20 protein-coding genes are annotated in these 24,664 nt (G+C 37.9%); 5 read left to right on the forward strand and 15 right to left on the reverse strand.

Features of this window, described 5'->3' with window-relative positions:
• Positions 1-565 precede the first annotated feature (565 nt).
• From WA249_RS09290 to WA249_RS09310, 5 genes are all read right to left on the reverse strand, one after another.
• A complete protein-coding gene (locus tag WA249_RS09290) occupies positions 566-1,045 on the reverse strand; it encodes an SMI1/KNR4 family protein (RefSeq protein WP_016805489.1) in 480 nt (159 codons plus the stop codon).
• A complete protein-coding gene (locus tag WA249_RS09295; RefSeq protein WP_336168140.1) occupies positions 1,042-7,311 on the reverse strand; it encodes a two-partner secretion domain-containing protein in 6,270 nt (2,089 codons plus the stop codon). Before WA249_RS09295 ends, WA249_RS09290 begins: the two co-directional genes overlap by 4 nt.
• Positions 7,312-7,335: 24 nt before the next feature.
• Positions 7,336-9,075, reverse strand: a complete 1,740-nt coding sequence (locus WA249_RS09300) for a ShlB/FhaC/HecB family hemolysin secretion/activation protein (protein ID WP_336168142.1) — start codon at positions 9,073-9,075, stop codon at positions 7,336-7,338.
• Positions 9,076-9,320: 245 nt separating this feature from the next.
• Positions 9,321-9,872 (reverse strand): TetR/AcrR family transcriptional regulator, encoded by a 552-nt coding sequence (locus WA249_RS09305; RefSeq protein ID WP_336168144.1) that lies wholly within the window; start codon positions 9,870-9,872, stop codon positions 9,321-9,323.
• A gap of 787 nt (positions 9,873-10,659) precedes the next feature.
• Positions 10,660-11,517, reverse strand: a complete 858-nt coding sequence (locus WA249_RS09310) for an SDR family oxidoreductase (protein WP_336168399.1) — start codon at positions 11,515-11,517, stop codon at positions 10,660-10,662.
• A 127-nt stretch (positions 11,518-11,644) separates the two neighbouring features.
• Between WA249_RS09310 and WA249_RS09315 the strand changes: the two genes are divergently transcribed.
• On the forward strand, positions 11,645-12,004 hold the full coding sequence (locus WA249_RS09315) for a winged helix-turn-helix transcriptional regulator (RefSeq protein WP_151761224.1): 360 nt from the start codon (positions 11,645-11,647) through the stop codon (positions 12,002-12,004).
• 106 nt (positions 12,005-12,110) lie between these two features.
• The gene (locus WA249_RS09320) at positions 12,111-12,551 is read left to right on the forward strand and encodes a winged helix-turn-helix transcriptional regulator (protein ID WP_056480362.1); all 441 of its coding nucleotides are present in this window, start codon (positions 12,111-12,113) and stop codon (positions 12,549-12,551) included.
• Between the two features lie 76 nt (positions 12,552-12,627).
• Here WA249_RS09320 and WA249_RS09325 read toward each other — a convergent pair whose 3' ends face one another.
• The 3 genes from WA249_RS09325 to WA249_RS09335 are packed head-to-tail and all read right to left on the reverse strand — an operon-like array spanning position 12,628 to position 14,516.
• Positions 12,628-13,338, reverse strand: coding sequence for an SDR family oxidoreductase (locus WA249_RS09325; RefSeq protein ID WP_336168148.1), 711 nt, complete (start codon positions 13,336-13,338; stop codon positions 12,628-12,630).
• Positions 13,339-13,365: 27 nt separating this feature from the next.
• Positions 13,366-13,662: a YciI family protein gene (locus tag WA249_RS09330; RefSeq protein ID WP_336168150.1), complete on the reverse strand. Its 297-nt coding sequence runs from the start codon at positions 13,660-13,662 to the stop codon at positions 13,366-13,368.
• A gap of 47 nt (positions 13,663-13,709) precedes the next feature.
• Entirely contained in the window at positions 13,710-14,516 is an 807-nt protein-coding gene (locus WA249_RS09335) for an SDR family NAD(P)-dependent oxidoreductase (RefSeq protein WP_336168152.1), read from the reverse strand.
• A gap of 176 nt (positions 14,517-14,692) precedes the next feature.
• Here WA249_RS09335 and WA249_RS09340 point away from each other — a divergent pair, with 176 nt between their 5' ends.
• Positions 14,693-15,739 (forward strand): helix-turn-helix domain-containing protein, encoded by a 1,047-nt coding sequence (locus tag WA249_RS09340; RefSeq protein WP_322904498.1) that lies wholly within the window; start codon positions 14,693-14,695, stop codon positions 15,737-15,739.
• A gap of 13 nt (positions 15,740-15,752) precedes the next feature.
• Here WA249_RS09340 and WA249_RS09345 read toward each other — a convergent pair whose 3' ends face one another.
• From WA249_RS09345 to WA249_RS09360, 4 genes are read right to left on the reverse strand one after another with little or no spacing between them, the layout of a single operon-like run.
• On the reverse strand, positions 15,753-17,003 hold the full coding sequence (locus WA249_RS09345; RefSeq protein WP_336168157.1) for an NADH:flavin oxidoreductase/NADH oxidase family protein: 1,251 nt from the start codon (positions 17,001-17,003) through the stop codon (positions 15,753-15,755).
• An 8-nt stretch (positions 17,004-17,011) separates the two neighbouring features.
• The gene (locus tag WA249_RS09350; RefSeq protein WP_004642957.1) at positions 17,012-17,398 is read right to left on the reverse strand and encodes a hypothetical protein; all 387 of its coding nucleotides are present in this window, start codon (positions 17,396-17,398) and stop codon (positions 17,012-17,014) included.
• 47 nt (positions 17,399-17,445) lie between these two features.
• Positions 17,446-18,309, reverse strand: coding sequence for an alpha/beta fold hydrolase (locus WA249_RS09355; RefSeq protein WP_336168159.1), 864 nt, complete (start codon positions 18,307-18,309; stop codon positions 17,446-17,448).
• 24 nt (positions 18,310-18,333) lie between these two features.
• Positions 18,334-19,347: an alpha/beta fold hydrolase gene (locus WA249_RS09360; RefSeq protein ID WP_336168161.1), complete on the reverse strand. Its 1,014-nt coding sequence runs from the start codon at positions 19,345-19,347 to the stop codon at positions 18,334-18,336.
• Positions 19,348-19,584: 237 nt separating this feature from the next.
• On the opposite strand from WA249_RS09360, the gene WA249_RS09365 reads away from it, so the two are divergent.
• Positions 19,585-20,388, forward strand: a complete 804-nt coding sequence (locus WA249_RS09365) for an oxidoreductase (protein ID WP_336168164.1) — start codon at positions 19,585-19,587, stop codon at positions 20,386-20,388.
• Positions 20,389-20,442: 54 nt separating this feature from the next.
• Positions 20,443-21,441, forward strand: a complete 999-nt coding sequence (locus WA249_RS09370) for an NADP-dependent oxidoreductase (RefSeq protein WP_336168166.1) — start codon at positions 20,443-20,445, stop codon at positions 21,439-21,441.
• A gap of 152 nt (positions 21,442-21,593) precedes the next feature.
• Here WA249_RS09370 and WA249_RS09375 read toward each other — a convergent pair whose 3' ends face one another.
• From WA249_RS09375 to WA249_RS09385, 3 genes are read right to left on the reverse strand one after another with little or no spacing between them, the layout of a single operon-like run.
• Positions 21,594-22,463 (reverse strand): metal-dependent hydrolase, encoded by an 870-nt coding sequence (locus WA249_RS09375; protein WP_336168168.1) that lies wholly within the window; start codon positions 22,461-22,463, stop codon positions 21,594-21,596.
• A 35-nt stretch (positions 22,464-22,498) separates the two neighbouring features.
• Positions 22,499-23,728 (reverse strand): NADH:flavin oxidoreductase/NADH oxidase family protein, encoded by a 1,230-nt coding sequence (locus tag WA249_RS09380; RefSeq protein WP_336168169.1) that lies wholly within the window; start codon positions 23,726-23,728, stop codon positions 22,499-22,501.
• Between the two features lie 57 nt (positions 23,729-23,785).
• Positions 23,786-24,655, reverse strand: coding sequence for a metal-dependent hydrolase (locus WA249_RS09385; RefSeq protein ID WP_336168172.1), 870 nt, complete (start codon positions 24,653-24,655; stop codon positions 23,786-23,788).
• Positions 24,656-24,664 lie beyond the last annotated feature (9 nt).

The following is a 24,664-nucleotide window of genomic DNA, read 5'->3' on the forward strand; positions in this document are numbered from 1 at the left end:
ACTTATTGGAAAGAGTGAAACTTAAAGTATCATTCGCGTTTGTAGCGTTCCAACTCGTTTTAGCGAGGTTTCTGTGTATTTTTTAAGCAATGTGTAATAAAAAAGCTCACCTATCGATAAGCTTTCTTTTAGAACAATAGTGAAATTTACTTACACTTCTTCCCGTATAACTTATACTTAATATTTGTCCTGTATAGGGTCAATTTTTCAAAAAAAGATAAAAAAATAATCTTCTACAATGAAGAAATATTTGATTTTTCTTGTCTATAAAAACGCATAAAAAACTTATTTTAAATATTAGGGGATTACTTTTATTTTCTACTAGGCTTATGAGCCCCACTATGGGTAGTATAAAAGATTATTGGAGGAGCTTCCCTATTTGTCTTTTACCTTTATGTATTCTTACCTGTATGGGTACCATGATTGCGTTATATTTAGGAAGAAAATCAACTTTACAAATATTAAAAAAGTGTTTTAAGTTTTAGAACTAAAAAGTTTAATACAAAAGAGAGACCTTAAACAGATCTCTCTTTTTATAAATAACTTATTTTAAAAGAAATAAAGATTAATAATCAATAAATTCATGTAATGAATTTATAAAATGTACAAAGTTATCAGCTAAGTAAAGAACTTTTCTTTTACCTTCATTTCTTCCAAAGTCATAAAAGTCATCATGTAAAACAAGTACTATCTTTGGTTGATCTTTAATCCAAGGGAATCTGTAATCGAAACAAATAAAATTTCCACCAGGTGTAGATCCAAATCCTATTAATTTTCCCTCATAGTCATCATCACCTTCGGGAAATTGCATTCCTTCTATTCGAGGTTCATGCAAGTATCCTCCTAACTCTACTGTACTGATATTTAGCTCACCATCAGTATCAACATAGTCAAAGCAAGAAATTTCAGGATAAATTCCATCATGTTGAGAAATAAGTTCAACATATTCAGGTGGAAAAGTAACACCTAAAGTTGTTGCAAAATTCTCAATAATCTCTTTACTTATTTTACCATTTGGATACTGATCACCAATATCTTGCATCATTTAATAATTACCCCTTTTTTTAAAGAATCTTCGCCAATATGCTTAACTGCATTATGTACAACTTCTGGTAATAACTGCATATTATTTGGTCCTGACTGAGCATTATGGTGCCAAGTATAACCTTTTATTTTACTGGCTCCAGCTTGTATCTGCTTTAACTGTTCACTTGTGAATTGGCTTGAATTAACCTGACCTTTCTGAATAGCTTCCCATAGTGATAAGCTTGCATACTTAAATTGTGTAGATTCAACCTTATGTGCTGAAATTGTCGTAGTAAATTTTGCAATATCGTCAAAAATAGGTAAACCTCTACTATCATAAGGAATATTGGCTATTTTTGTAGTTTTCACACCTGCAGGACTAACATCTACATAAGTTACTTGAGCGGCTTTATTCATTTTAGTACCGTCACCAATTAAATTAACAGACCAATTGTTTCCTGATTTATCTAGGCCTTTAATATTATTAATTGTTTGTCGCGCACCCGGTTTAAAAGTTGTAGATGTTACTGTTTTTCCTTTAGCCATTTGTTCAACAATATCTTTACCTACTTGTGGTACATAAATACTGTATCCTGTACCAGCCCTTGAAATAATAGCTTCAACTTCACTACCATCTTTTAAGATTAAAGTAATTGCTTTTTTGCCCGAATTTACCCATTTAGCTATAGGAAAAACAGTTATGCCAGCAACAAAATAATCAGTTTTCGTTTCAGCATCTCTAAATGCTTTTATATTGCCCCAAATGGGAGTTACATCTTCAAGTGTTTCAAAAATAAATTCAGAAACTTTACTTTGTACTAAAGCATTTCGTAATGCTGGTTGCATTTCATATTTTTTACTTAAAAACTCTTTACAACCAGTAGAACCATAAGCAAATCCAACTTCTGTACAACTTCTTTTAGCACCTTCAAGTTTAACTTTTGCACTAACGAATGCGTTATTTTCAATGACTGTTTCTGCGGAATTTGCAGCAATATTAACATCATATCCAGCATATGCAGAAATTATTCCCGATAAAAGCTTTCCATAATTTTTAATTTCTAATTCATTAATAGTAGTTTGATTATTTAAACTATCATTAACTATAGTCTCTGCAAGAATTTCTCCAACACCAGCTCCTATTGCACCTGCCTCACATTGCTTTTGAATACTACCTATAGCGCAACCAGCTGCAATATGAATAATCTTATGAAGTACTTTATCAAAAATATCAGGATTATCTTTTAATAATGGGGAAAAATTTTCCCCAATTCCTTGTGCTATCTCAGCATGCAAAGCACTTGTTAAACCAGATAAAATAATTGAGTCTAAATTATCTGATAGGTTTTCACCTTGTATACTGCTACTAATAATATTAGAACCAACTCCTTGTACAAAATTATTAGCAAGCTTCTCTAATCGAGGCATATCATTTAAATTAATATTCAGCGCAGAGCTAACCTGACTCATTAACCCAGCTGTTACAACAGAAGCAGCCAAGTTCTTAGCTGAGTCTTTACTACCTAAATCTTTAAGCGTTTTACCGATATCACCGCCATTATTAATTAAACTTACACTTGCTTGAGTCGCTAAACTTGTAACAGCTGCATTTGCCATAGCACCTAGAGCAGATGGAACGATTGCTCCTGCTGCTGTCGTAGTCACACCAGCAGCACCAATCATACTCGCACCAAGCCCAACAGTAGTACCACTTGCAGCCGCACCTCCTGCTGCACCAGCCGCTGCGGCTGTACCTGAACCCATCGTAACAATCGTTACAATGATGATGATAATCGCAGCCCCTGCTCCAGTTAACCCTTGTGACTTATAGTCCCAGTCTTTTTGAGTAAGAAGTACTTGCTGCCAATCTACATCTTTACGATTAACTAACTCTTTTAAGTAAGCATTGCCGGGCTGATTTGCCAGTTTTAAAATTTCATCTCGTAATTCAGCTTTATTCGCATCTTTTTCACTAATAGGAACTTGAACTACTAAACCACCTGCAGCATTAATGGTTGGTAAAACAGGTCCATTAAATCTTGGCAATTGAGCAGTTTCAGTAATTGATCCTTTATCTTGCATCGATTGCCAAACCACGGAATTCTTTTCTTTTTTTACAAGTTCTGTAATAGATGTTTTAGCAGCAATTAACTCTAACTTACCACCAGCTTCAATTGATGCACCTTTTAAATACTCAAACTCCGTTCCAACAAGTCTGGTATCAAACCCAGATTTAGTGCCAATGTAGTCAGCTTTTAAGGTTGCAGGTAGCTCACTCACTTGGGTACGTGTTGCATTGGTTTTAGAGGTATTGTATTTAATACCAGCAAATGATGATTTTTTGGTAATATCTACATTACTGCTAGAACTCTCTTCTACTGTGTAGAAATTAAGATTACCACCAGAGTTAATCTTAATTTGTCCACCCTCTGCGGTGAATCGACCTGAATAAATATCAATATTATTATCTGGACTATTAATAGATGGATCTAATTTTTTCGTCTCAATAAAAATATTTTTACCAGAAATATCAACTGAAGCTGCATTAGTATTATTACTTTCGGCTACCGTAGTAATATACTTTTTCTTTAGTCCACCCCATGATTTCTTCTTTTCTGTAGTTAATGAACGATCATAACTTTGTTCAACTGCAGCATCAAACAAAATACTTTTGTTTGATTCTATTTTTACATCACCATTTTTTGAAGCAATACCTGTAGCTTGTAACACCAAATTATCATCTTTGGATTTACCTACAGTTCTTATATTAACTCCTTTATCACCAGTGATAATAGTGGGGCTAACTAATGTTCTCATACTATAGTTTTGATCGCTTTCATTACCTTTATCATAAAAGTCTGTATGGCCATCAATAATAATACTTGCATTTAATATTGTAGGTTGTGAATTTTCACCTGTAGTAGTTGCAGTTTTATACTGCTCAGATAGAGCACCACTTGCTTCCAAATTAACCTGGCCTAATTTCGAAGAAATATTACCCCCACTAATAGATAAACCTTTAGCAGAAGTAATATTAATATTTCCAAGGTTTGAATTCAGCTTTGTCTCTGCATGCTCTGAGCCATTTAATTCAGTATTATAGAAGTCAACATCTGCCTGTAAGGATCTTATATAATTTTCATCGTACTTTGGCTCAAATGAATATAATGCATCAAAGCGGGTACTTCTTTGCGGAACAGAAATAATACTATGAAATAGTGGTACATCACCTCCGAATATAAGAAGTCTTGGATTTGGCCTAACTGGATATTTAGAAATAAAATCTTTATAAAGATTATAATGTTTTATATATAAACTATAATCATAATTACTAGAAGTATAGTCTTCATATGCACTAACCATCTTGTCATAATCACTAAAAAATTGCTGTGATTTTAGTAAAGCTAGACTATCCGATATATTTTTTTTAAAATTATTAGCTTCGGTAAGTTTTTCCTGCTTTTTTCTATTTATAAAACTGTTCTTCACCCCATCAATCAGCACATCATCTTTATTCGAAACGATTTTAATATCTTTCTGTGCTGTTAACTGTGAACCTTGAATATCGACTTTGGCACCTTCTAAATTAATACCGCCATTGGCTGTATCCAACTTAACAACTTGTTCAGATCCATTACCCGCAGTTCCTTCATAGCCTTTTAAAGTTAAAGTACCATTCTTGGAAACAAGTTCAATATCACCTGCTGCTTTTAAGTTGTGAACTTTAGGGTCAATCGTCAAGTTTGAATTTGTTTGAATACTTAAATCGCCATTAAGGTTATTTAATTTAGCATCATTTTTAAGTAAATCACTTCCTGTAGCATTTAGGTCAACTGATTTTGCTGTATTTAAGGCATCACCTTCAATTAAGATTGCTCCACCTGTAAGTTTGGAATTTTGAAGATTTAAACCTTTATCACTGACTAATGACAGTACTCCTGTTGAATTCAGCTCACTGTTTTTAGTGGAGCTAAAGTTTGTTGAATCATCAACATTAGCCTGACTATTGATATAAATATTCTTTTTAGAGTTTAATGCGGTATGCTGTTGCGATGTAGATTTAATACCATCGATTAAAAGGTTATCTGTAGCAAATATTTCAATATTATTTTTAGCAGTTAACGTGCTATCTGTTAACGTATTTTTGGCTCCACTCGTCGCAACAATATTACCATTTTGGGTTTCTAAAATTGTATTTTGTACTGTTAAGTCACCTATACCAGTAGTGCCAATCGTAACACCCTGACCACCTTTTAATACTGTATTGGCTGTTCCTGCATTAGTTAAAAGAGTATCTTTTGCTCCTAATATTGAGAGTTTGCCTTGTGCAGATGTTGCATTTAACCCTATTGCAGTAATTTTTCCATCTAAAGAAGTAACATCAATATTATTTTGTGCACTAAGTGTTTTATTTAAAGTTAGATCACTTTGAGTGGCATTAAGGCTTAAGTTTTTACCAGCGTTTAGATCTGTTCCTATATTTAAAGCTTTAGCTTGTAGTTTTAAATCTCCAGTACTTGACAGACCAGAGCCTTGCAAATCAATTAAGTTACCGGCTTCAACTTTTATATCACCATTAATTTGTGGTAATGCTCTAGCTGTACTGTCCCAAACTAAATTACGGCCACTATAAGCATTAAAATTCTTAGAGCGAGTAACAGAGTTATCAAGTACAAATCCTAGATTCTTTAAAGTGAGATCGCCTGAACTATATATATTAATATCTTTCCAAACATTAAAACCATTCCAATCTAATAAAAGATTTGAGTTAGCATTTGAAGTATTAAAGTTTAGATTTCCAAAATTAGCCCAAAGATAAGTATTATTAAATGATAATAAGTTTCCAGCATATAAATTCAAATCATACATACTAGAAATATTTCTAACACGATCACCTTGTAAGTTTTGCTTAGCTTGTAAAGAAATTGAGCCATTTACACCTAAGTTTACATCGTTACCAAGATTAATATTATTTGCATCTAAGTAAAGGTCGCCACCTTCACCAAAGTTTTGTATATTGGTACTATTTTGAATATTAATATCATTTTTTGCGCTTAAAGAAACAATATTTTTATTATCAGCACCGTGTTTTTCTATTCTAGCTCGATCTACTATAATATCTTTTCCGGAATCTAATATTAAATTTCCATTTGTGATCATTACTCCTGTATGAACAATATCACTCCCTTCACCTGAACTTAGACTTAATAAGCTATTTTGAGGATTTTTGTTGTAGAGCGCTCCTGTGTTTTCAATTTTACCTGCACTCGTTACAACAAGACTGTTTAATGCTTCAAGAGTTCCGGCATTACTAACTCCCAAACCCTTTTCAGTGCCAACTAAATAAATGTTATTGGCATACATTCCACCCAGCGCTTTAACATCTACTGCTAACGTTGGTGCAGCTCCTGTACCAGTCTTAGCTGTTGTATCCTGTAAATCTGCACTGACATCATTTGCACCAGTAATCACTTGAATATCATTTTTTGCACGAAGCTCTGCGCTAAGTTCTAATGCACGTGCATAGATGTCTACATAATTTGCATCGTTATTATTCCCGCCCAGACCAAATTTAGAATTGGAATTGGCTGAAACAGTAATTTTTCCTTGGTCTACAGTAAACTGCTTGATACTACCATCGGCGTTTAACTGAGGTTTACCTGTAGTGAAAATTGCTTTATTGGCATTAATGAAGCCACCACCTTGAATATTAATACCAGATGGATTGGCAATAATCACATCCGCCATTTGACCTGCAACTTCCAAGTTTCCTTCAAAGCGTGAAGCCGCTGCCGAATTGACTTCATTTAAAATAATCCGTGCTTCACCAGTGGCTAAAAATGGGTTGGCAGCAACATTGCCTGCTGTTTGAGTAGCAGCACCTTGACGGCTGTTGTTCAATACAGCACCTTCAGCTAACACGTCAAATTGTTGATAAATATTATGAGACACACCATTTTTTGGTGTTTGAATATTAACTACAGGAACAACTGCCCCCTGAGCATTTCTTCCGGCAGCAATTACTGCTCTATTTTCAGCATTTGCAGCACCATCTGCTACAATATCAGCATATACAGGTGCTAAAGGCATCCAAAAACTCATACTGGCAACCAGTGCTTTCACTTGCCAGAGCTGATGGAATGCCTGTGATTCATTATTAATAGGGTTTTGAGAGCTTGCTTCACTTTGGCCAGATGCCTTGGTCTGACTTCGTACATTTTCAGCCACGGCCACAAACATTTGACGTGCTTTGCTATAAATAATGCGATAACTATTCTTGTTCATAAGTTAAGTCTTTTCTAAAGTAAATTAATAAGAAAGATTGATACTAAAACCGGTAATCCAGTCTTTTTTTATGCTGTCAGGTGCAATAAGCCCCCGACCTGTAAAGGCATCTAAATAAAAACTATTTTGATAAGTACGTAGGCCTAAAACGCTTCCGAGTAAATAACGTTGGCCCGGTATACTATTTCGGCCATTTACCCAGCCCTGATCGACCGCCATATAAAACTGAGTATTAGGCACAGGAGTATTTAGACTAATTTCTTGCTGTAAATACTGTCCGTTGTCTCCGGAAAGCATGAGCTCACCATTAAAACCACGCACGCTATAGCGTCCACCGATATAAAAGCGGTCATTGGGTACTAAAATTTTAGGAGCGTATTGACCACGCCAGTTAAGGCGGTATTGCGCGGGAGTCTCTAGCAAAAGAAAAGGCATGGTAAAACGGAGGTCAGCACTCCAAAGTGGAGCACGGGAGTAACCTTCTACTGCAAGGTGATTACCATTAATATCGGTAATATTTTCTTCTGGTGCAGTTAGCGCATTGATTCCCATGCCATGACGGTAATCAATGCTGCCATCTAATACGGCATTTCCTAAATATTGACGGTGCTGAAACCCTAAATTCCAACCTGAAGTTTTGCGGTGTAATACATTAATCTCAATATCATCAATAAAACTTTGACTTTCTTTATGATAAAGTTTGCCATATACGCTGGTTTTATGTTGTCCACTACGGCTAATGACACGAGAGAGGTTTAGGTTGGCTTGTTGACTATTACCGTGATACAGCAATGGACCATTCGCCCCTATAACTGTTTGCTTATATTGATAATCGTTATAGCTAACACCTAAATCGTAATAAGCTAAAGGCACTTGATAACTAATGAAATAACTTCGGTTTAAGTTTTCATGGAAGTCATCTAATGAATGACTCACGTTTAACGATAAAATATCATTTAAATGAAATGGGTTATTAACACCTACACCTATATTGCCCATATAGGTTCCAGTTTCCTGATTACCTGAGTTATCTACACTTAAATTAAAATTAACCTTTTGTAGGGGTTGTAGTTTAAGTATTAAGTCAGTAAAGCCTGTTAATTCTTTATCCTTAGAAACTGCTGGAGTAAGTTGCATATCTACAGCATAAACACGCTTTAAATTTTCCAGTCCCTGATCTAATTTTTTTAGATTCATAATATCGCCAGCTTTAAACGGTAATCCTGTTTTAAGCTGTAATGATGATATTTTTCCTTCTTGTATAACGACTTTATTCAAACGGCCAATTTGTATACTCAGATTTAAATTACCCTGATTTAAATCTTGTGGGTTCACGACAATTTGGCTGGTAATAAAACCCTTCTTTAAAAGCTCATTTTGGGCATAGTTCACGATGTTATGTAGGCTTTGAGTGCCAATACATTTTCCTAAAACAGCCTGTGGGTGTTTTTGAATGGCTTTTACTACAAAGTCAAATTGCTGTAAGTCAGCAACGGACTGATCTTTTAACGGTACAAAACTAATTTTTTTAACCGCTACACAGGGACTCTCCTCAACAACCAGATGTTTAAAGTCCTGCGAAGGTTTGGTGTTTTGATAAGGAGTTTGCTGAGTAAGTTGGTCTTGTAATTGCTGACTCAGTTCTTTGAGTCGTTGCTCTTGTAGTACTTGCCCTGGTAAAGAGACATCTTCGATGGCATAAACATATTGGTTAAAACCCACAAAAAAAATAATGGAAGAAGTTATAAAGTTTTTAGTTAACATCTAATATACAGAACGGTACATATAAAAATTTTATTTTACATAAAAGAACAAATTATTCAATTTTTCCTATACTTACATATGATGAACTTTTGAACAAACAGTCAATTTTTTATTTGATTGAATAGATATATATAATAATTACTCAAGATTAATTAGTATGAAAACATAATGAAATAAAATTTCCCCACTTAATCTCTCATGTAATTAAAAAGGAACTTACGAGTTCTATAGTTTAAAATGAATCATTACTTCTCCCCAAAAAACCTCTCCACCACCACATCCCTCTCTTCCAAACTATTTGAGCTTAAAATCTGGAACATCAAACCATCGATTAAGTTTAAAACCATATTGGCATCGGGTTTTAGTGTTCTGTTCTCTAAACTAAAAACCAGATCAAAAAGTTCTCGAAGTAACCATTTTCTATACTCTATTGCCATACGGTAAGCCTGAGCGTAAACGAGTTTAAATTCGAAGAAGGCTTTAAGTAAAAGGTAGTACAGGCTATTAAAATTGGCATGTAAAACAATAATCTCTTTGAGTTTGTCTCTTGAGGTTCGGTAACGGCTTGAGTAAATAATGGCAAGCACTTCTTCTTTGAGTCGACTTTTTTGAAAAGCGATGCACATTTCAATAAGGTGCTCTTTTGAGTGAAAGTAGTTGTAAAGTGTAGCTTTAGGAATTTTGGCTTCTTTGGCAATCAGGTCTACGCCCGCTGTGCAAAATCCGCAAGTTGTAAATAGGTGTATGGCTGTGTGCATCACCTGTAATTTTTTCGAAGACATTTCTAAAGTTGGCATAGTTTCACCGTTATAAATTCTTGTTGTTTCTAAAAGAGAAAAAAGCCTGTGCCTTTTCTGGGAGAAAAAAAGGCACAGCAAAACCGTAAAGACTGTGCTTGGCACATCTCAAGTTTTATTGTTGCTAAGTTTTTAGTCGTGACGAATTAAAGCCTGAAAAACCTATAGGCATTCAAGCTGTTTTAATTGATTTAAGTGGTGTCGATATAGATTTTGACAGTGACTGCCAATAATTTATGAATGTGCATAGCCAACTCCTTCTTTTGGGAGTTCTGCCAAAACATTATAAATTATGGTGGCAGAACGGAAGCGGGTTGACGGACTGGTTTCAACTCCAGCACACTCGAAAGTGTCCCACTCCCGTCCTACCGCTACGGGAGGGAACGAGGTGCGCACACAAAACTATTCCTCAGAAGAAATAGTCCTGATGTGGTTGAAATATCGGTCCGTCAAAACCGACTGGCAATGTAGGCCAGCCCGCAAATGGTAATCTTCAATATTTGAAGTGTCAATGTAAAATTGGCTAGAAATTATTTAATTAATTATTGTTTTTCATTTAATTACATATTTAAGGAAAAACTTAAGTAAAAATAAACAGAAGTAGAAATGGTAGAAGAAGCCGTAACAGCAATTCAATCAAAGTTACGCTATACATCAGGAAAAAATCTGATCGGGTCAACTTACTTTGCACATTAATGATGGAAAACCTATTTATTAAAATATACAAAAGGCCTAAATCTGAACAATTTAAGCCTTTTTGCTTTTAGATAAGAACTATAGCGTTAACTTAAGATAAGAATTCTTTAATCGTCTCTTGCATAGTTGTAGTGGCACGACCAATTAACTGGTGCAGATCTTTGCTATCACTATATAAGCCGCCTTTAGATACACCTTCATCTGAATCTGCCAAGATGCCAGCAAATCCGTCTGGTATACCCAATTGTATTAAGAGCGCTTTATATTCCTCTTCTGGTAGGTCTTGGTAAATGACTTCTTTTTTGCTAATTTCACTTGCCCATTTTGCAACATCGTCAAGGGTATAACTCGCATCGCCTGCTAGTTCATAAATTTTATTTTCATGTCCGTCTTGCGTTAATACCACAGCGGCAGCAGTCGCATAGTCTAAGCGTGAAGCAGAAGCAATTTTGCCGTGATGCGTTGCCCCAAAAATTTTGCCATGCTCAACTGCTTGTGCAAGTCCCATCGCATAATTTTCGTTGTACCAGTTATTACGCAATAGTGTATGGGGGATATTCGATTTTTTTAAATATTGTTCACTTTCAACATGTTCTTGTGCTAATAGAAGCGGTGTTGTATCTGCTTTTAATAAACTCGTATAAGCAATAAATTTTACGTTTGCAAGTTTTGCCGCATTAATCACGTTTACGTGTTGTACTGTACGTTGGCCAATTTCATTCGATGAAATTAATAAAAGTTTATCAATACCAGCCAATTGAACCGAAAGTTTATCTGCGTCATCGACATAATCAAAAGCACGCACTTCGATTCCTTTTGAGCTTAAATCTGATGCTTTTTCTGGATTACGGACTAGCGCGACAATATTTTTTGCTTCAGTCCGTTCGAGTAATTGAGAAATAACCAATTGGCCAAGTTGACCTGATGCACCAGTAATTGCAATACGCATGATGATCTCCATCTGATGTAGTTGATATATTTCAATCATCGTAGTACCTTAACTTACTAAAAGTAAGTACTTACCTAAAAGTAAGTTTAGAAACAAATGTAAAGTTTTGTAATGAAGGTGGTACGCGATGAAAGGATATGTTTTTGCAGCAGATTGCCCCTCTCGAAAAATTTTATTAACTCTCACGAGCCGTTGGAGTGTCTTGATTTTAGTTGCACTTCGAGATCAACGTCTGCGTTTTAATGAGTTAAAGAAACTAATTGATGGCATTAGTGAAAAGATGTTGGCACAAACCCTAAAAACGCTTGAGCACGATGGTTTTATCGTACGTCAGGATTATGCAGAAATACCGCCTCGCGTAGATTATCAATTAACTGACTTTGGACGCGAGGCTTCCGAACGACTTTTTGATTTAACTACTTGGCTTGAAAATAATTTATCCAAGTTATTAGAAAGTCAGCCTAGTACCGATATAGTTCAAAATTGACTCGAGACATAGATTTATTATTGTATATTTAGCATTCAAACTCGCTTAATTCGCTACTTTGTGTTACTATTCTTTTAGTAGTCACCATTAAGTTGATTAGTGTTATATGAGTAAAAATATCGATCTAGAAGTCTGCCCAATCGCCAGAAGCCTTTCTGTACTAGGTGATGCGTGGAGCATGTTGATATTACGAGATGCTCATGCGGGTTTCACTCGTTTTGATCAGTTTCGTAAAAGTTTAGGTATTGCGCCTACAATGCTAACAAAACGTTTGTCTGTGTTGGTAGATGAAGGCTTACTTGAAAAAAGACAATATTCTGAACACCCACCACGCGAAGAGTATGTATTAACTCAAGCAGGTAAAGACTTTTTACCTGTTCTATTTGTGATTGGCGCATGGGGTCGAAAATACAAACCTTATGAACAGCCTGAAAAAATGGTGACTTTCCTTGATGCAGAACAAGGTACTGAAATCAAACCTATTGTGTTAGACCAAATGACGGGAGCTGAAATTGGCACTCGCCCTATTCGCCTGAAAAGCGAATAATATAAATATAAAAAGCACTCAATTAGAGTGCTTTTAATAGAACAGAGCTTGTTATAAATATTTATTCATTGTTCGTTTACTCAAACATGCCAAGATAAACTGGCGTTTCTGCTGTCAGTCCAGCATGCACGTTTTGGGTAATCTCATCAGCTAAGAGTTCAGATTGTCCCCTCTCTAAAGCAGCTATCGTCATTTGTGCAATAACATTAGGTGAAGCTTTATTTCCAACTAATCCACGAGCCATGTCTGTGTCCATGAAAGCAACATGTAGCGACAAAACCTCTGTTCCCTGTGCTTTTAACTCTTGTCGCATAGCATTGCTCAAAGCCCAAGCTGCTGCTTTTGAAGCACTATAGCTACCTGTAACTCCTGGCAAAGTAGCCCAGCTTAAAGCTGAGATTACATTGATTACAGCACTACTATTGTGAGTAGCCAGAATTGGTGCAAACGCCTGAGTTACACGCAGTGGCCCGACTGCATTTGTTTCGAACTGATCCCGAAGTAAATCGATTGATGATGGAGAAAGAATAGACCCAGATCCACCAATACCAGCGTTATTTATCAATAAATTTACGTCACCCAGTTTTCGTGCTAACTCTTCAGCTTCATCTGGACTTGTTACATCCAGACAAACAGGTACTACACCTGACTCAATTGTTATGCTCAATGGATTGCGCGCTGCCGCATAGACCTTGCTGGCACCGGCAGCGAGTAATGCGCGTACAAAAGCTGCACCCAGCCCTCTATTTGCACCTGTAACAAGTGCGACTGAACCTTTAATATTCATAATGATATCTACTATAAATTTAAGAAATTAGAGGTGTGAAGCCAAATGAAGCATGATGTAGTGCTCATAATGACCGACACCATTTTTTACGATAGGGTCTTGTGACGTGAAGCTAGCGACATCCTCTTCATCTGCAATCTGGTAAAGCGAAAGGCCGTACCCATTCCCATCATTAATAACGGGACCATGGGCGACAATAACGCCTAGATCGAGAAGTTTATTTAAAAAATCGCCATGCTGTCCCATCCATATCTTCTCATCGTCAGACATCGTTTCGAGAAAATCCGCACGTGGTGGGATCCATTTACATAAGTAATTTTTCATTTCATGCCCTTAAAAATAATTAGAAAATTGCGTAAATATTTAAGTATCTATTTGGCGGTTTTGACACTTTTAAGGATCGAACTTTCGAACATGCAGGGAGCATAGCTCTGTAAGAAAAGAATCAAGCCCGTCATCTTCCCAACCGGATTACTGAATTTCGGCTCTTTAGTTTGGATAAGCCTAGTGATGGTTGATACTACGGCATCCGGTTCTTCGGCCTCGTTCATCCCTTTTTGCGTAGCGGCTTGTGCCAGTTGGCGATAAGAATCATAGTCTGAGATATTATGTTTAGTTGTTGAAACTGAGTGGTTACCAAGATTCGTTTTGAACCACACTGGTTCAACCATACTGACCTTGATGTTAAAATGATCTAGCTCAAAGCGTAGGGACTTGAAGTAGCCTTCAATCGCGTGTTTTGAGGCAGTGTAATAAGACAGGTTAGGTGGTCCAATCAAACCGACAATTGAACTGACTGTGATAATTTGGCCGTTCTTCTGTTTGCGAAAGTACGGTAGTAAAGCATTTGTAACTTTGATAGTACCCCAGAAATTAGTTTCGAACTGCGCGCGCCCAACCTCAATCGGAGTTTCCTCGGCAATGCCAGTGACCATATAGCCTGCGTTGTTGACGAGCACATCAAGTTGCTCAGTAAGAGAAAACAGCTCTTTTGTAAACGCCTGAATGGAACTATCATCATCAATATCGAGCTTTAACAGTTTGAAAGGTACTTTAGTTTCATATTTCTCGGGCTGGCGGCTAGTACCAATGACATTGAAGCCAGCCTTGTGTAGCTTGTTAGCTAGCATCAGTCCAAACCCCGATGAAGCACCTGTAATCAAAATTGTCTTTTTCATTTTTACCGACCTTAAGATTTCTAAATAATTAATCTCAAGGTGTATTTTGTCGATAAATATTATGACCATCACTAGCGGAGCACGCCAATATAATCGCCAAATACGCCAATATAAGTACAGGCTAATTGGCGCGTTTCGCTATTGAGATGGCGTAATCTCCCATATAGAATGTACGGATGACTATCAAAAAAAATATGCATCGAAACAACAGCATGCAAGACTATTCAATCTGGCCAGGTTGGCGCTTGTTAATGCAAGATGCAGGTATTGAAGCCTCACCTGTTTTGCGTCGCGCGCAACTTCCTGGTGACCTGTTTGCTCGCCAAAACGTTCGTTTAGATCCGGAAAGTTTTTTCAAACTTTGGGTTGCTATTGAAGACGAGGCGATGTCTGTTAATGCCGATATTCCTGCTGCTTTGCAAATAGCAAAGGTGATGTCATCAGACTGGTTCGATCCCGAGCTTTTTGCTGCTCTTTGTAGCTCCAATATGAGTTGTGCTCTTGATCGGATGGCAAAGTACGTCAGACTCATTGCTCCTATGATCTTTAAGATAGACCGCACAGCAGTGCACACTACAGTCTCAATTGGTTTTATGGACAACACCAGACAGCCACCAGATGTATTTCTTATATTTAAGCTCGTTTTTTTTGTACAGCTTGTACGTTTGGCAACACGTGCTCCTGTGAAACCATTACGAGTCAGTTGGCCATTGGCATCAGATTTAAGAAATGATTTTGCGATCGCCTATGAGACTTTTTTTGGCACATCCGTAACAAATAGCCCATTAACGACTTTGGTATTCTTAACTGAGGATATGGAAAGGCCCTTTCTGACAGAAAATCACAAAATGTGGTTTTTCTTTGAGCCATCTTTACGCCAGAGATTGGCTGATTTAGATAAAATGTCAGGTATGTCAGAAAGAGTACATAGCACGCTACTAGAGACTTTGCCAGCCGGAGAAGTATCGATGCAGGTAGTGAGTCGAAAACTTGCAGTGAGCACACGTACACTCCAACGTAAACTTCAAAATGAAGGTACATCATTCCAGCAAGTTCTCAATAATGTACGTGAATCTCTCGCATATCACTATTTACGCAATACTGATATGTCGAGTGCTGAAATATCTTTTCTACTAGGCTTTGAGGACTCAAATTCTTTTGCCCGAGCATTTCAGGCTTGGACTGGAAAAACTCCGCAAGCACATCGCAGCAACTTATCCTAATCAAAAAAATGGGTTATTTTGCTCGGCTACGTTGAGTTGCATAGGTTCCCCAACCACTGAGTAAAACTGATTTAATAAATGCCCATAACCCACTTTCTTTAGGTTTCGGCTCTTTACCTTTACCAATCCGTTTGAGTTGTTGGGTATACCAAAGTACTTCCATAATCCCCAGACTATCAATTTTTTTGATGCCAGTTTTGATGGGTTGCACTGACTGAAGACCATTTTTTCCTGCCAGCAAATATTTCGGGACATCAGGTTCAATGGCCATAATTCTTGCAATCCCAATAACATCACATGCTTGAGACTGCAAAGCTTGATTCATACCTTCTACAGTTCGGAATCCACCTGTTACCATCAACGGCGTTTTTACGAGTGTTCTCACTTTTTCTGCGAAATCAATAAAGAAAGCTTCGCGTGCGATTGTCGATGCTTTTTGTGGAGCTTTGGCTACACCAGACTCGTAAGTACCACCCGATATTTCAATCAGGTCAATGCCTGCATTCGCTAATGCCTGAATTGTTTCTAACGAGTCTTGCTCGGTAAACCCACCTTTTTGAAAGTCTGCCGAGTTAAGCTTAATTGCGATAGAAAACTCTTTACCGACTTGTTTTCGGATCTCTGCATAAACTTCCATCAAGAAACGGCGACGTTTTTCTGGTGTACCACCCCACTCATCATTTCTTAAATTGTGCAAAGGTGACAAAAACTGGTTAATCAGATAACCATGCGCAGCGTGAATCTCAACTCCACTAAATCCAGCCTTTTTACATATCGCAGCGCTACGACCAAAACGCTGAATAATTTCTAAAATCTCTTCGTGTGTTGCTTCATCAGGTGTTGCAAATAAAGACTGCATTTCTGCACCAAATGGCACTGCCGATGCAGAAATGTTACGTAAATTTAATCCTTTCGGTGATTGTTTTCCCGGATGATTTAACTGTGCCCACAATTGAGAACCTTGTTCGGTCACGGTTTTTGCCCATTTCTGTAAAATTGCAAAATCACGCTCATCCTCAACCACCACATTGCCAGCCTCACCTAAGGCTTTGCGGTCAATCATAATGTTGCCAGTTATGATCATCCCAATCCCTGATGCAGCCCAACGCTGATATAGCCGAACATGTTTTTCGTTTGGATTATTTGAATAGCTGGCTAAAGTTTCACTGGTTGCAGCCTTTGCTAAGCGGTTTGGAATGATGACACCATTCGGTAAAGTTAAAGGCTGATTCAAAAGATTCGTTTTTAATTGCAGATGAGTCATGGCTTATCTCACACAGTTAAAGAGGGTTTTGAATGGGGTTGAATAAAGTCCACTAAACTTTGAAACCACATCACATCCACAAAATTTCCCGTAATAACAAGGTCTTGTGTTTTAAGGGCGGTTAAAAAAGTGTTTACACTATCTTTCGCTGACAACACGGCAAACCCTTTGCTACCCGTTTTAAATGTAAAGGTAAAACTTGGTGACTTGGTTAGCCCTGAGTAAGAGTTAATCTTGCCATTTTTCACTTCGAAATAACGGCCTTCACCACTTGCTGTTTGAATCTGAAAGATGACATTTTTATCTTTCACATAAGCTGCACATTTCGGGTTCTTTTTTACAGCACGCTGCATGAGCTTGGTCAGCATCCACAGCAATAATTTAAATTTCATCATTTTTATCTTCTTGATTCATCAAATTGAATGGACCGAACTCATAGGTATTATTCATATAAAAACTGTATTGCATGTTTTACGAAGCGTTCAGGGTACTGAAATTGGGCACCATGTCCTGCATCGGGATAAATAAATAGCTGAGCGTTTGGAATGTTAAGTGCCATGTGATATGCATTGATGGTTGGAATCATCACATCATCGACACCATTTAAAATGAAAGTAGGTTGTTTAATCTCACGTAAATGTGCAAAAGGATCTTGTTCATCAAGTTTAGGTAAAAAATGCATATTGGCTTCTATCTGTGCCTGCATAACTTCAACTGAGCTTGCTGGGTCTTGGTTTTTACGCTCATGGCGACGTTGCCAAAATTCATGACCCGCCTGAATAGCAACTTCAGATCGGCCAAAAAATAAAAAGAGGAAGTTTTCTTCAGAAGGCACAGCAGTTGTTGCATGCTTTAATACCAAAGCGGCAACTTCTGGATCATCTCCACGTGGTTTACCCCCTCTTGGTCCAGTACCTAAAAGCATCAGTTTTCTGACGAGTTCAGGATGGCGACGTACTAAATCTTGTGCCTGAAACCCTCCAAGTGAAAAGCCTAATAGGTCAACCTGCTTTAAGCCTAATGCACGAATGACTGCTGCCGCGTCGTCTGCCATATCTTCAATGCGAGTACGGGGCTGGCCTGTAGATGAAGCAATGCCGCGACCGTTAAACAAAATGACTTCACGTCCTTGTGCCAAACCATCAGTAATCAGTGGATCCCAATTGTCTAAACCACCTCGGAAATGCTGAAGAAAAAATAGCGGTGGTTGCTCTGTATTTGCATTACCCCATCGACGATAGGCAAAATTTGCTCCATCTACTTCAATGAATTGGGTCTCGGCTGTTTGGTGTGTAATTGTTGTCATGGTCATAGTCCTAAATTTAAGTTCTTATTTAGCTAAGAATGTAAGCGATTGTTTTACAAAATCTTCATTAAACTGAAATATTCCCCCATGACCTGCATCTGGATAGATTACAAGTGAACTATTCGGTAAACGCTTTGCTAAATCATAAGTATTTACTGTTGGCACCATTCGGTCATGATCGCCGTTGGCAACAAGAACAGGTTGTTGAATCACAGAAAGGTCAGCAGGTTTTTTACTTCCCCATTTTTTTAATGCTTTAAGCTGGGCACGATAGGCAGAAATAGTGATTTCTTTATCACGGTTTTCAGTACGTTCATTAATACGTTGAATAAAGGCTTTTGCAGAAGCTTTACCATTTTCTGTACGAGTGAAGAAAAGATAAACCTTAGGGTCTTGACCAGTCACCATTCCACGAACTAAATCCCAATTAGAAACTCGCCCGACTGTACTAATTCCAGTACCGCCCGCAGGGCCAGTTCCCGATAAAATCATTTTTCGAACCAAATTCGGCTGTTTTAGCACAATCTCTTGTGAAATCATGCCGCCCATCGAGAAGCCGAATAAATCAACCTGCTTAAAGCCTTTTGCTTGAATGAAAGTAATCGCATCATCTGCCATTTGTTCAATTGACTTTGCTGGTTCACCAGTCGAAGCACCGACGCCGCGATTATCAAACACAACAACATGATGTTTAGCCGCAATTCCATCAATAATTCGTGGATCCCAGTTATCTAGTACAGCAGCCAAATGGTTTAAGAAAATGACAGGTGTTCCACCATTTTGTTGACCATATTCTCGATAAGCGAAGTTAACGCCACCTGCACTAATAAATTGAGTTGGGACATTTGTCCAATTTGTATTGAGTTGGGGATTTTGACCGGCTTGCTGATTGATAACACTGTTTTTTGTCACTTCATTCGCCTTAGTTAAGGGGGTGCTAAAAGAGAGTGATTCCACAGTCTCGGCCTGAGTTAAGGGTGCACTAAAAATAGATATCGCCGTCAAACTCATAGCAACTGTATTTAATAAAAAATTCATTTCTCTGATCCTCAAATTTAATTCATTGATCTGATTCATCTGTTTTTATGAGTGATCTTTCAAAGTGAGAAAAGATAAAAAACAGAGTTAATATTGATTTAGTACTAACTATACATAGACAAAAATGTATTGTCACTATCTTTTTAGTAGTAACTATTTTATTTTTAGATTATGATTAAAAAATCAAGTCGAAATTCATTCGTGAATTGACTACAAAATTTAAGTGAGGAACATGATATGGCTGGCAAAGTAGTTCTCATTACAGGTGCATCATCGGGTATTGGTTTGGCAACAGCAGAGCTTTTACATGAAGCAGGATTTACGGTTTATGGCACAAGCCGACGAGCAAAAGATTCATCAAAATACAAATTCCATCTTATTGAGTTAGACGTAAATCAAGATAATTCAGTTGCCCAAGCCGTTGAGAAAGTAATAGCAACCGAAGGAAAAATTGATGTCTTAATTAATAACGCAGGATTTGCAATCGCACCTGCTGGTGCCGAAGAAAGTTCAATGCAGCAAGCACAGGCTATTTTTGATACCAACTTTTTTGGTGCGGTTCGAATGACTCGCGCAGTTATTCCACACATGCGCCAGAAAAACTCAGGACTTATTTTAAATATCAGTTCAATTCTTGGACTTGTGCCTATGCCTTTTGGCGCGCTTTACTCTGCGTCAAAACATGCACTTGAAGGCTACTCTGAATCTTTAGATCACGAATTAAGATCTCAAGGCATTCGTGTGTCATTGATTGAACCTGCTTACACTAATACTTCTTTGGGAGTAAACTTACTCGAAGCAGATAATAAAATTTCTTTTTACGATCAAACTCGTGAAAAGCTACATAAACAAATGATTAATTCAATTAATAAATCAGATGACCCGAGTGTGGTTGCCAATACAATTTTAGCGGTCATTCAAAGTCAACATGTTGTGCAACGCTACACAGCAGGAAAAACTGCAAAAAGCTTAAAAGCGTTAAGACGATTTGCACCTGCAAAGATCTTTGACAAATTAATTCACCGCAGCTTGAAAGTTTAGAACAAACCCAAGCCTATAAAACTTTAAAATAATTTTGAGAAATAGAGGTTTCAAATGAAAGCAGCCTACATTAGCCGTTATGGCAATATTGATGATGTACAATTCGATGAACAACCCAAGCCTTCTGTAACCGAAGATACCGTGCTTGTTAAAGTTCATGCAGCTAGCATTAACCCTCTCGACTTAAGAGTTTTAGAGGGTGAATTTAAAGCAATTCTTCCAGTGAAATTTCCGTTCATATTAGGGAATGATTTTGCAGGTACAGTCGTAGAAGTTGGGTCAAATGTAAGCCAGTTTAAAGCTGGAGATGAAGTCTATGCCAAGACCGACTTGCATGGTGCTTTTGCAGAATATACAGTGGTTCAGCAATCTTCACTGGCTGTTAAACCGCAAAATATTTCGATGGAACAGGCAGCAGCCCTGCCTTTAGTTGCCTTAACTTCATGGCAAGCACTCGTTGAGATTGCAAAAGTTCAAGCAGGTCAAAAAGTACTTATTCATGCAGGTTCTGGCGGTGTTGGCTCAATCGCAATTCAACTTGCAAAATCATTAGGTGCAATCGTGGCAACCACAACCAGTGCCAAAAACAGTGGTTGGGTAAAAGAGCTAGGTGCTGACATTATCATTGACTATAAAACAACAGATTTTGAGCAAGAGCTTAAAGACTACGACGTAGTTTTAGATACACAAGGCGGAAAAACCTTAGAAAAATCACTAAACGTTCTTAAACGTGGTGGACGTCTTATTAGTATTTCAGGGCCGCCTGACCATGCTTTTGCAGAGGTAATTAATCCGAACTGGTTCCTAAAATGTGTTATTCCGATGTTAAGCTGGTCAATTCGACATAAAGCAAAAAAACGCGGCATTACCTATTCATTTCTATTTATGCAGCCAAATGGTCAACAGCTCTCAAAAATTACCGAACTGGTAGAAACAGGAAAAATTAAACCTGTGGTTGACCAAACCTATGGCTTTGTTCAAATCAAAGAAGCGCTTCAATATGTAAATACTGGCCGATCAAAAGGTAAAGTGGTTTTGCAATTTGATGAATAAGGTACATAGCTCAAATATTATCTAGATTACGCAAGGGTTCGAAGATTATATAGCCGCTCATATGGCGGCTATAGACCATGAATAAGATGAATTAAAAGGTCTTATTCATTATTTTTGAGCCTGAAAGAAGCAATATTCGTACAAGCTTTTATTTAGTTAAGTTCTTTTATTGTAGATAAAAAAGTTAAGGCTTGCTCAGTTGATCCCTCATTTAAAGGATTATGATTGGGATTAAAGTATCGCAAGCAGGCACGTATTATATCGTCAACTTTAGGCACACGGTCTTGTCGAGCTGCTCGGAAATAATCTTTGAAACGAAAACGATGTGGTAATTGCGCATCTTGCTCTACTAGATTTTCGACAGCAACATAAGCCAAAACAATAAATAGCGGGAATGTGAAAGCAGCCGCCCCAACCCGAAGTACATTGCTATTGCTAAAATATCTAAACATTGCATCGGCTACTTCACGGTGCTCAACCTCTTCAGCTCCGTGCCATTGCAATAAACGTAACATTTCTACATCGACAGGTGCGTGTTGTAACCCCTCTGCATTGAGAACCCAATGTCCTAACACTCCAGTCAGATGTTCGGCAGCAGCCACCATTGCTAATCGGGTCGTTAGCCACATCGACTTTAAGCGCGGATGCTTCAATTCATAACCTAATGGTTTCGGGCCAATCATGTCATTAAATATCCAATTCGTCATCTTGGTATAACGACCTAAATCAATCCCTAAGGCCTCTATGTGCCGTGTTCCGAGAGTGTGCCCATAACTATGAGCACCCTCTTGTTTAATAAAAGCAATTGCAGCCTCTTTAAGTTTTTCATCTTTAATGTAAGGCAATGCATCTCTAAACGTCTGACAAAACCAACGTTCTGGTGCAGGTGTAATCGGGTTAATTGAATTTAATATTTGTGAAACTATGGGATCATCATAAATCCAATGACATGGGGTTTCAGTAAAATTAAATACTGGACGCCGCGGCACAATGACATGGTTTTGTCTGATTAAACTATTCATGATAATAAATCCTTATATATCAAAAGCGCTTACCATTAATCCTGAGTCAAAATGTTAAAGCCCATACGTGGACCAAAAGCAATCAATGTTCGCACTAAGCCCTTTATCACTTTCGGCTTTTGTCCACTGCTAATACGGCGAAATTGCGAAGCATGCCAAGCGAGTTGCAAATAGGCATCAACTGGTTTGTATCCAATGGCTGGAATTTTTGCTGGTTTTAATACCGATTTTCCGGCTAACAGTTGTTTTGCTAAATCTGGCTGTACTGCAAAAGGCCGAGCCAATCCAACCAAATCGACCGTACCATTAGCAACAATATGATTCATAAAATCTACATCTCGCAGCCCACCTGTTAACATCAGTGGTAATTTGCTTTGTTTACGAAGTGCAGTGGCATATTCAATAAAATATGCATCACGCTGAGCAGAACGATCTGGTGCATAGCCTAACTGTGCAGGAGATTCATAATTCCCGCCTGAAATCTCTAATAGGTCGATCCCTTCTGCTTCTAAAGCTAATGCAATTTGTAGAGACTCTTCCTGACTTAAGCCGCCCTTTTGGAAATCGGCAGAGTTGAGTTTTACGCTTAATATTTTGTCTTTGCCTATTGCAGCTCGTACAGCTCGAACCGTTTCGATCAACATACGGCGTCGATTTTCAGGACTTCCTCCCCACCCATCTGTCCGAACGTTAGCCAAAGGTGATAAAAATTGCGAGAGTAAATAACCATGTGCTGCATGTACCTGTACGCCATCAAACCCTGCTTTAACAGCAAGCTCTGCGGTTGTAGCAAAGCGTTTAATTTGCTCTAAAATATCTGCTTCAGTCATTGCTCGTGGAATACGAATAATATTCATAGCAGGTAAATCAAGCCCGACTGCTGAGGGCGCGATCGGCTTTTTCAAAAGTGGCAAAACCGCAACACGGCCCGGATGGTTAATCTGCATAATAATTTTGCTGCCATTGGCCTTAGCAGCCTGAGCCCATAACTTATTTGCTTGTAAAAATTGCTCATCTTGCAAAACGACATTTCGTGGCTCAACAAAGGCACGATGGTCAATCATCACATTGCCAGTAATTAACAACCCAGCTCCACCCCTTGCCCATGCTGCATAGAGTTGCTGTAAGTCTGTGGTGGGTGAGCCGTGTCGATCAGCCAATTGTTCACTCATGGCCGATTTTGCAATACGGTTGGGTATGGTTATGCCACATGCCAATTTTAATGGTTGCTGTAATGGAGAATTTGTAGATGTAGACTGTGCCATGATAATTATTCCTAAAATTGTTTGTTCTGTGAGTACTGCACAAGCATCAACTTTTGATTATTTCAGCAGCTCTTCATTGAAATATTGTTTTTTTAATAAGTTCATCATGTCCCGATTGTCATGCTGCCAAGGGTGAAAATCTGCGGAGAAAAAGTCGAGATAATGTCTGCCAATCCGTCTGACTAAACCTTGTTTTCCAAACAAATAACGGAAACCTTGATAAAGTTCTTTTAAATCTCTTTGTTTGCCAGAAGCTCGTAACAGTTCGGTTGTTCCTCTGGTGGTAATGATAAGAAAAGAAAGTGTGGTTTCTAACATCACCAGCCGTAAGAAATAAGGTCTATTGACCAAAGACTGATATACATCAAAAGCTACAGCTTTATGCTCTGTTTCCTCAATCGCATGCCATGCCCAGATTTTCCTTACATGGGTATTAAACAACTCTAAATCTTGAGGCGCGGTACTAATGAAATAGTCAGCTAGAATTGCTGTGAGGTGTTCCATACATACGGTGCATGCAAGCTGATGAGCTGTAGAGAATTGCTCTTGCATCAAGCGATTCATCTTTTTAAAGCGCTTATAAATTCGGTCTACGGGATAACCCTTTTTAAGCATGACAGCATTGAGCACGTCGTGTTCTTTACCATGATGGGCTTCTTGACCAATAAAAGCACGGACTTGTTTAAGCAGAACAGGATCACTAATTTTTGCCTGATAATTACGTACACTATGAATAAATTGACGTTCACCATCTGGAAATGCGCTCGATAATGCAGTCAACAACATCGTAAGTAAGGCATTGTTATCAAACCAAAACTCAGGAATTTCATCCGGAAAAGTAAAATCCATTGTTCTTACAGGAATATCAATTGAAGCCGAGATTTTAGAAAAATCTTGTGCTTGTTTTGACTTAAAGAACGCATTCATCTTTATTCT

Origin of the sequence: Acinetobacter sp. 161(2023) (genome assembly GCF_037027805.1) — a bacterium.
In the GTDB taxonomy this organism is placed as follows: Bacteria; Pseudomonadota; Gammaproteobacteria; order Pseudomonadales; family Moraxellaceae; genus Acinetobacter.

Bases quoted from the DNA above. Each gene is read 5' to 3' on its own strand.
- WA249_RS09315 (WP_151761224.1), top strand. From the start codon at position 11,645: ATGAAAGGATATGTTTTTGCAGCAGATTGCCCCTCTCGAAAAATTTTA.
- WA249_RS09325 (WP_336168148.1), bottom strand. From the start codon at position 13,338: ATGAATATTAAAGGTTCAGTCGCACTTGTTACAGGTGCAAATAGAGGG.
- WA249_RS09310 (WP_336168399.1), bottom strand. From the start codon at position 11,517: ATGCGTATTGCAATTACTGGTGCATCAGGTCAACTTGGCCAATTGGTT.
- WA249_RS09330 (WP_336168150.1), bottom strand. From the start codon at position 13,662: ATGAAAAATTACTTATGTAAATGGATCCCACCACGTGCGGATTTTCTC.
- WA249_RS09375 (WP_336168168.1), bottom strand. From the start codon at position 22,463: ATGAATAGTTTAATCAGACAAAACCATGTCATTGTGCCGCGGCGTCCA.
- WA249_RS09300 (WP_336168142.1), bottom strand. From the start codon at position 9,075: ATGTTAACTAAAAACTTTATAACTTCTTCCATTATTTTTTTTGTGGGT.
- WA249_RS09290 (WP_016805489.1), bottom strand. From the start codon at position 1,045: ATGATGCAAGATATTGGTGATCAGTATCCAAATGGTAAAATAAGTAAA.
- WA249_RS09370 (WP_336168166.1), top strand. From the start codon at position 20,443: ATGAAAGCAGCCTACATTAGCCGTTATGGCAATATTGATGATGTACAA.
- WA249_RS09340 (WP_322904498.1), top strand. From the start codon at position 14,693: ATGACTATCAAAAAAAATATGCATCGAAACAACAGCATGCAAGACTAT.
- WA249_RS09365 (WP_336168164.1), top strand. From the start codon at position 19,585: ATGGCTGGCAAAGTAGTTCTCATTACAGGTGCATCATCGGGTATTGGT.
- WA249_RS09295 (WP_336168140.1), bottom strand. From the start codon at position 7,311: ATGAACAAGAATAGTTATCGCATTATTTATAGCAAAGCACGTCAAATG.
- WA249_RS09360 (WP_336168161.1), bottom strand. From the start codon at position 19,347: ATGAATTTTTTATTAAATACAGTTGCTATGAGTTTGACGGCGATATCT.
- WA249_RS09385 (WP_336168172.1), bottom strand. From the start codon at position 24,655: ATGAATGCGTTCTTTAAGTCAAAACAAGCACAAGATTTTTCTAAAATC.
- WA249_RS09320 (WP_056480362.1), top strand. From the start codon at position 12,111: ATGAGTAAAAATATCGATCTAGAAGTCTGCCCAATCGCCAGAAGCCTT.
- WA249_RS09380 (WP_336168169.1), bottom strand. From the start codon at position 23,728: ATGGCACAGTCTACATCTACAAATTCTCCATTACAGCAACCATTAAAA.
- WA249_RS09345 (WP_336168157.1), bottom strand. From the start codon at position 17,003: ATGACTCATCTGCAATTAAAAACGAATCTTTTGAATCAGCCTTTAACT.
- WA249_RS09350 (WP_004642957.1), bottom strand. From the start codon at position 17,398: ATGATGAAATTTAAATTATTGCTGTGGATGCTGACCAAGCTCATGCAG.
- WA249_RS09355 (WP_336168159.1), bottom strand. From the start codon at position 18,309: ATGACAACAATTACACACCAAACAGCCGAGACCCAATTCATTGAAGTA.
- WA249_RS09305 (WP_336168144.1), bottom strand. From the start codon at position 9,872: ATGCCAACTTTAGAAATGTCTTCGAAAAAATTACAGGTGATGCACACA.
- WA249_RS09335 (WP_336168152.1), bottom strand. From the start codon at position 14,516: ATGAAAAAGACAATTTTGATTACAGGTGCTTCATCGGGGTTTGGACTG.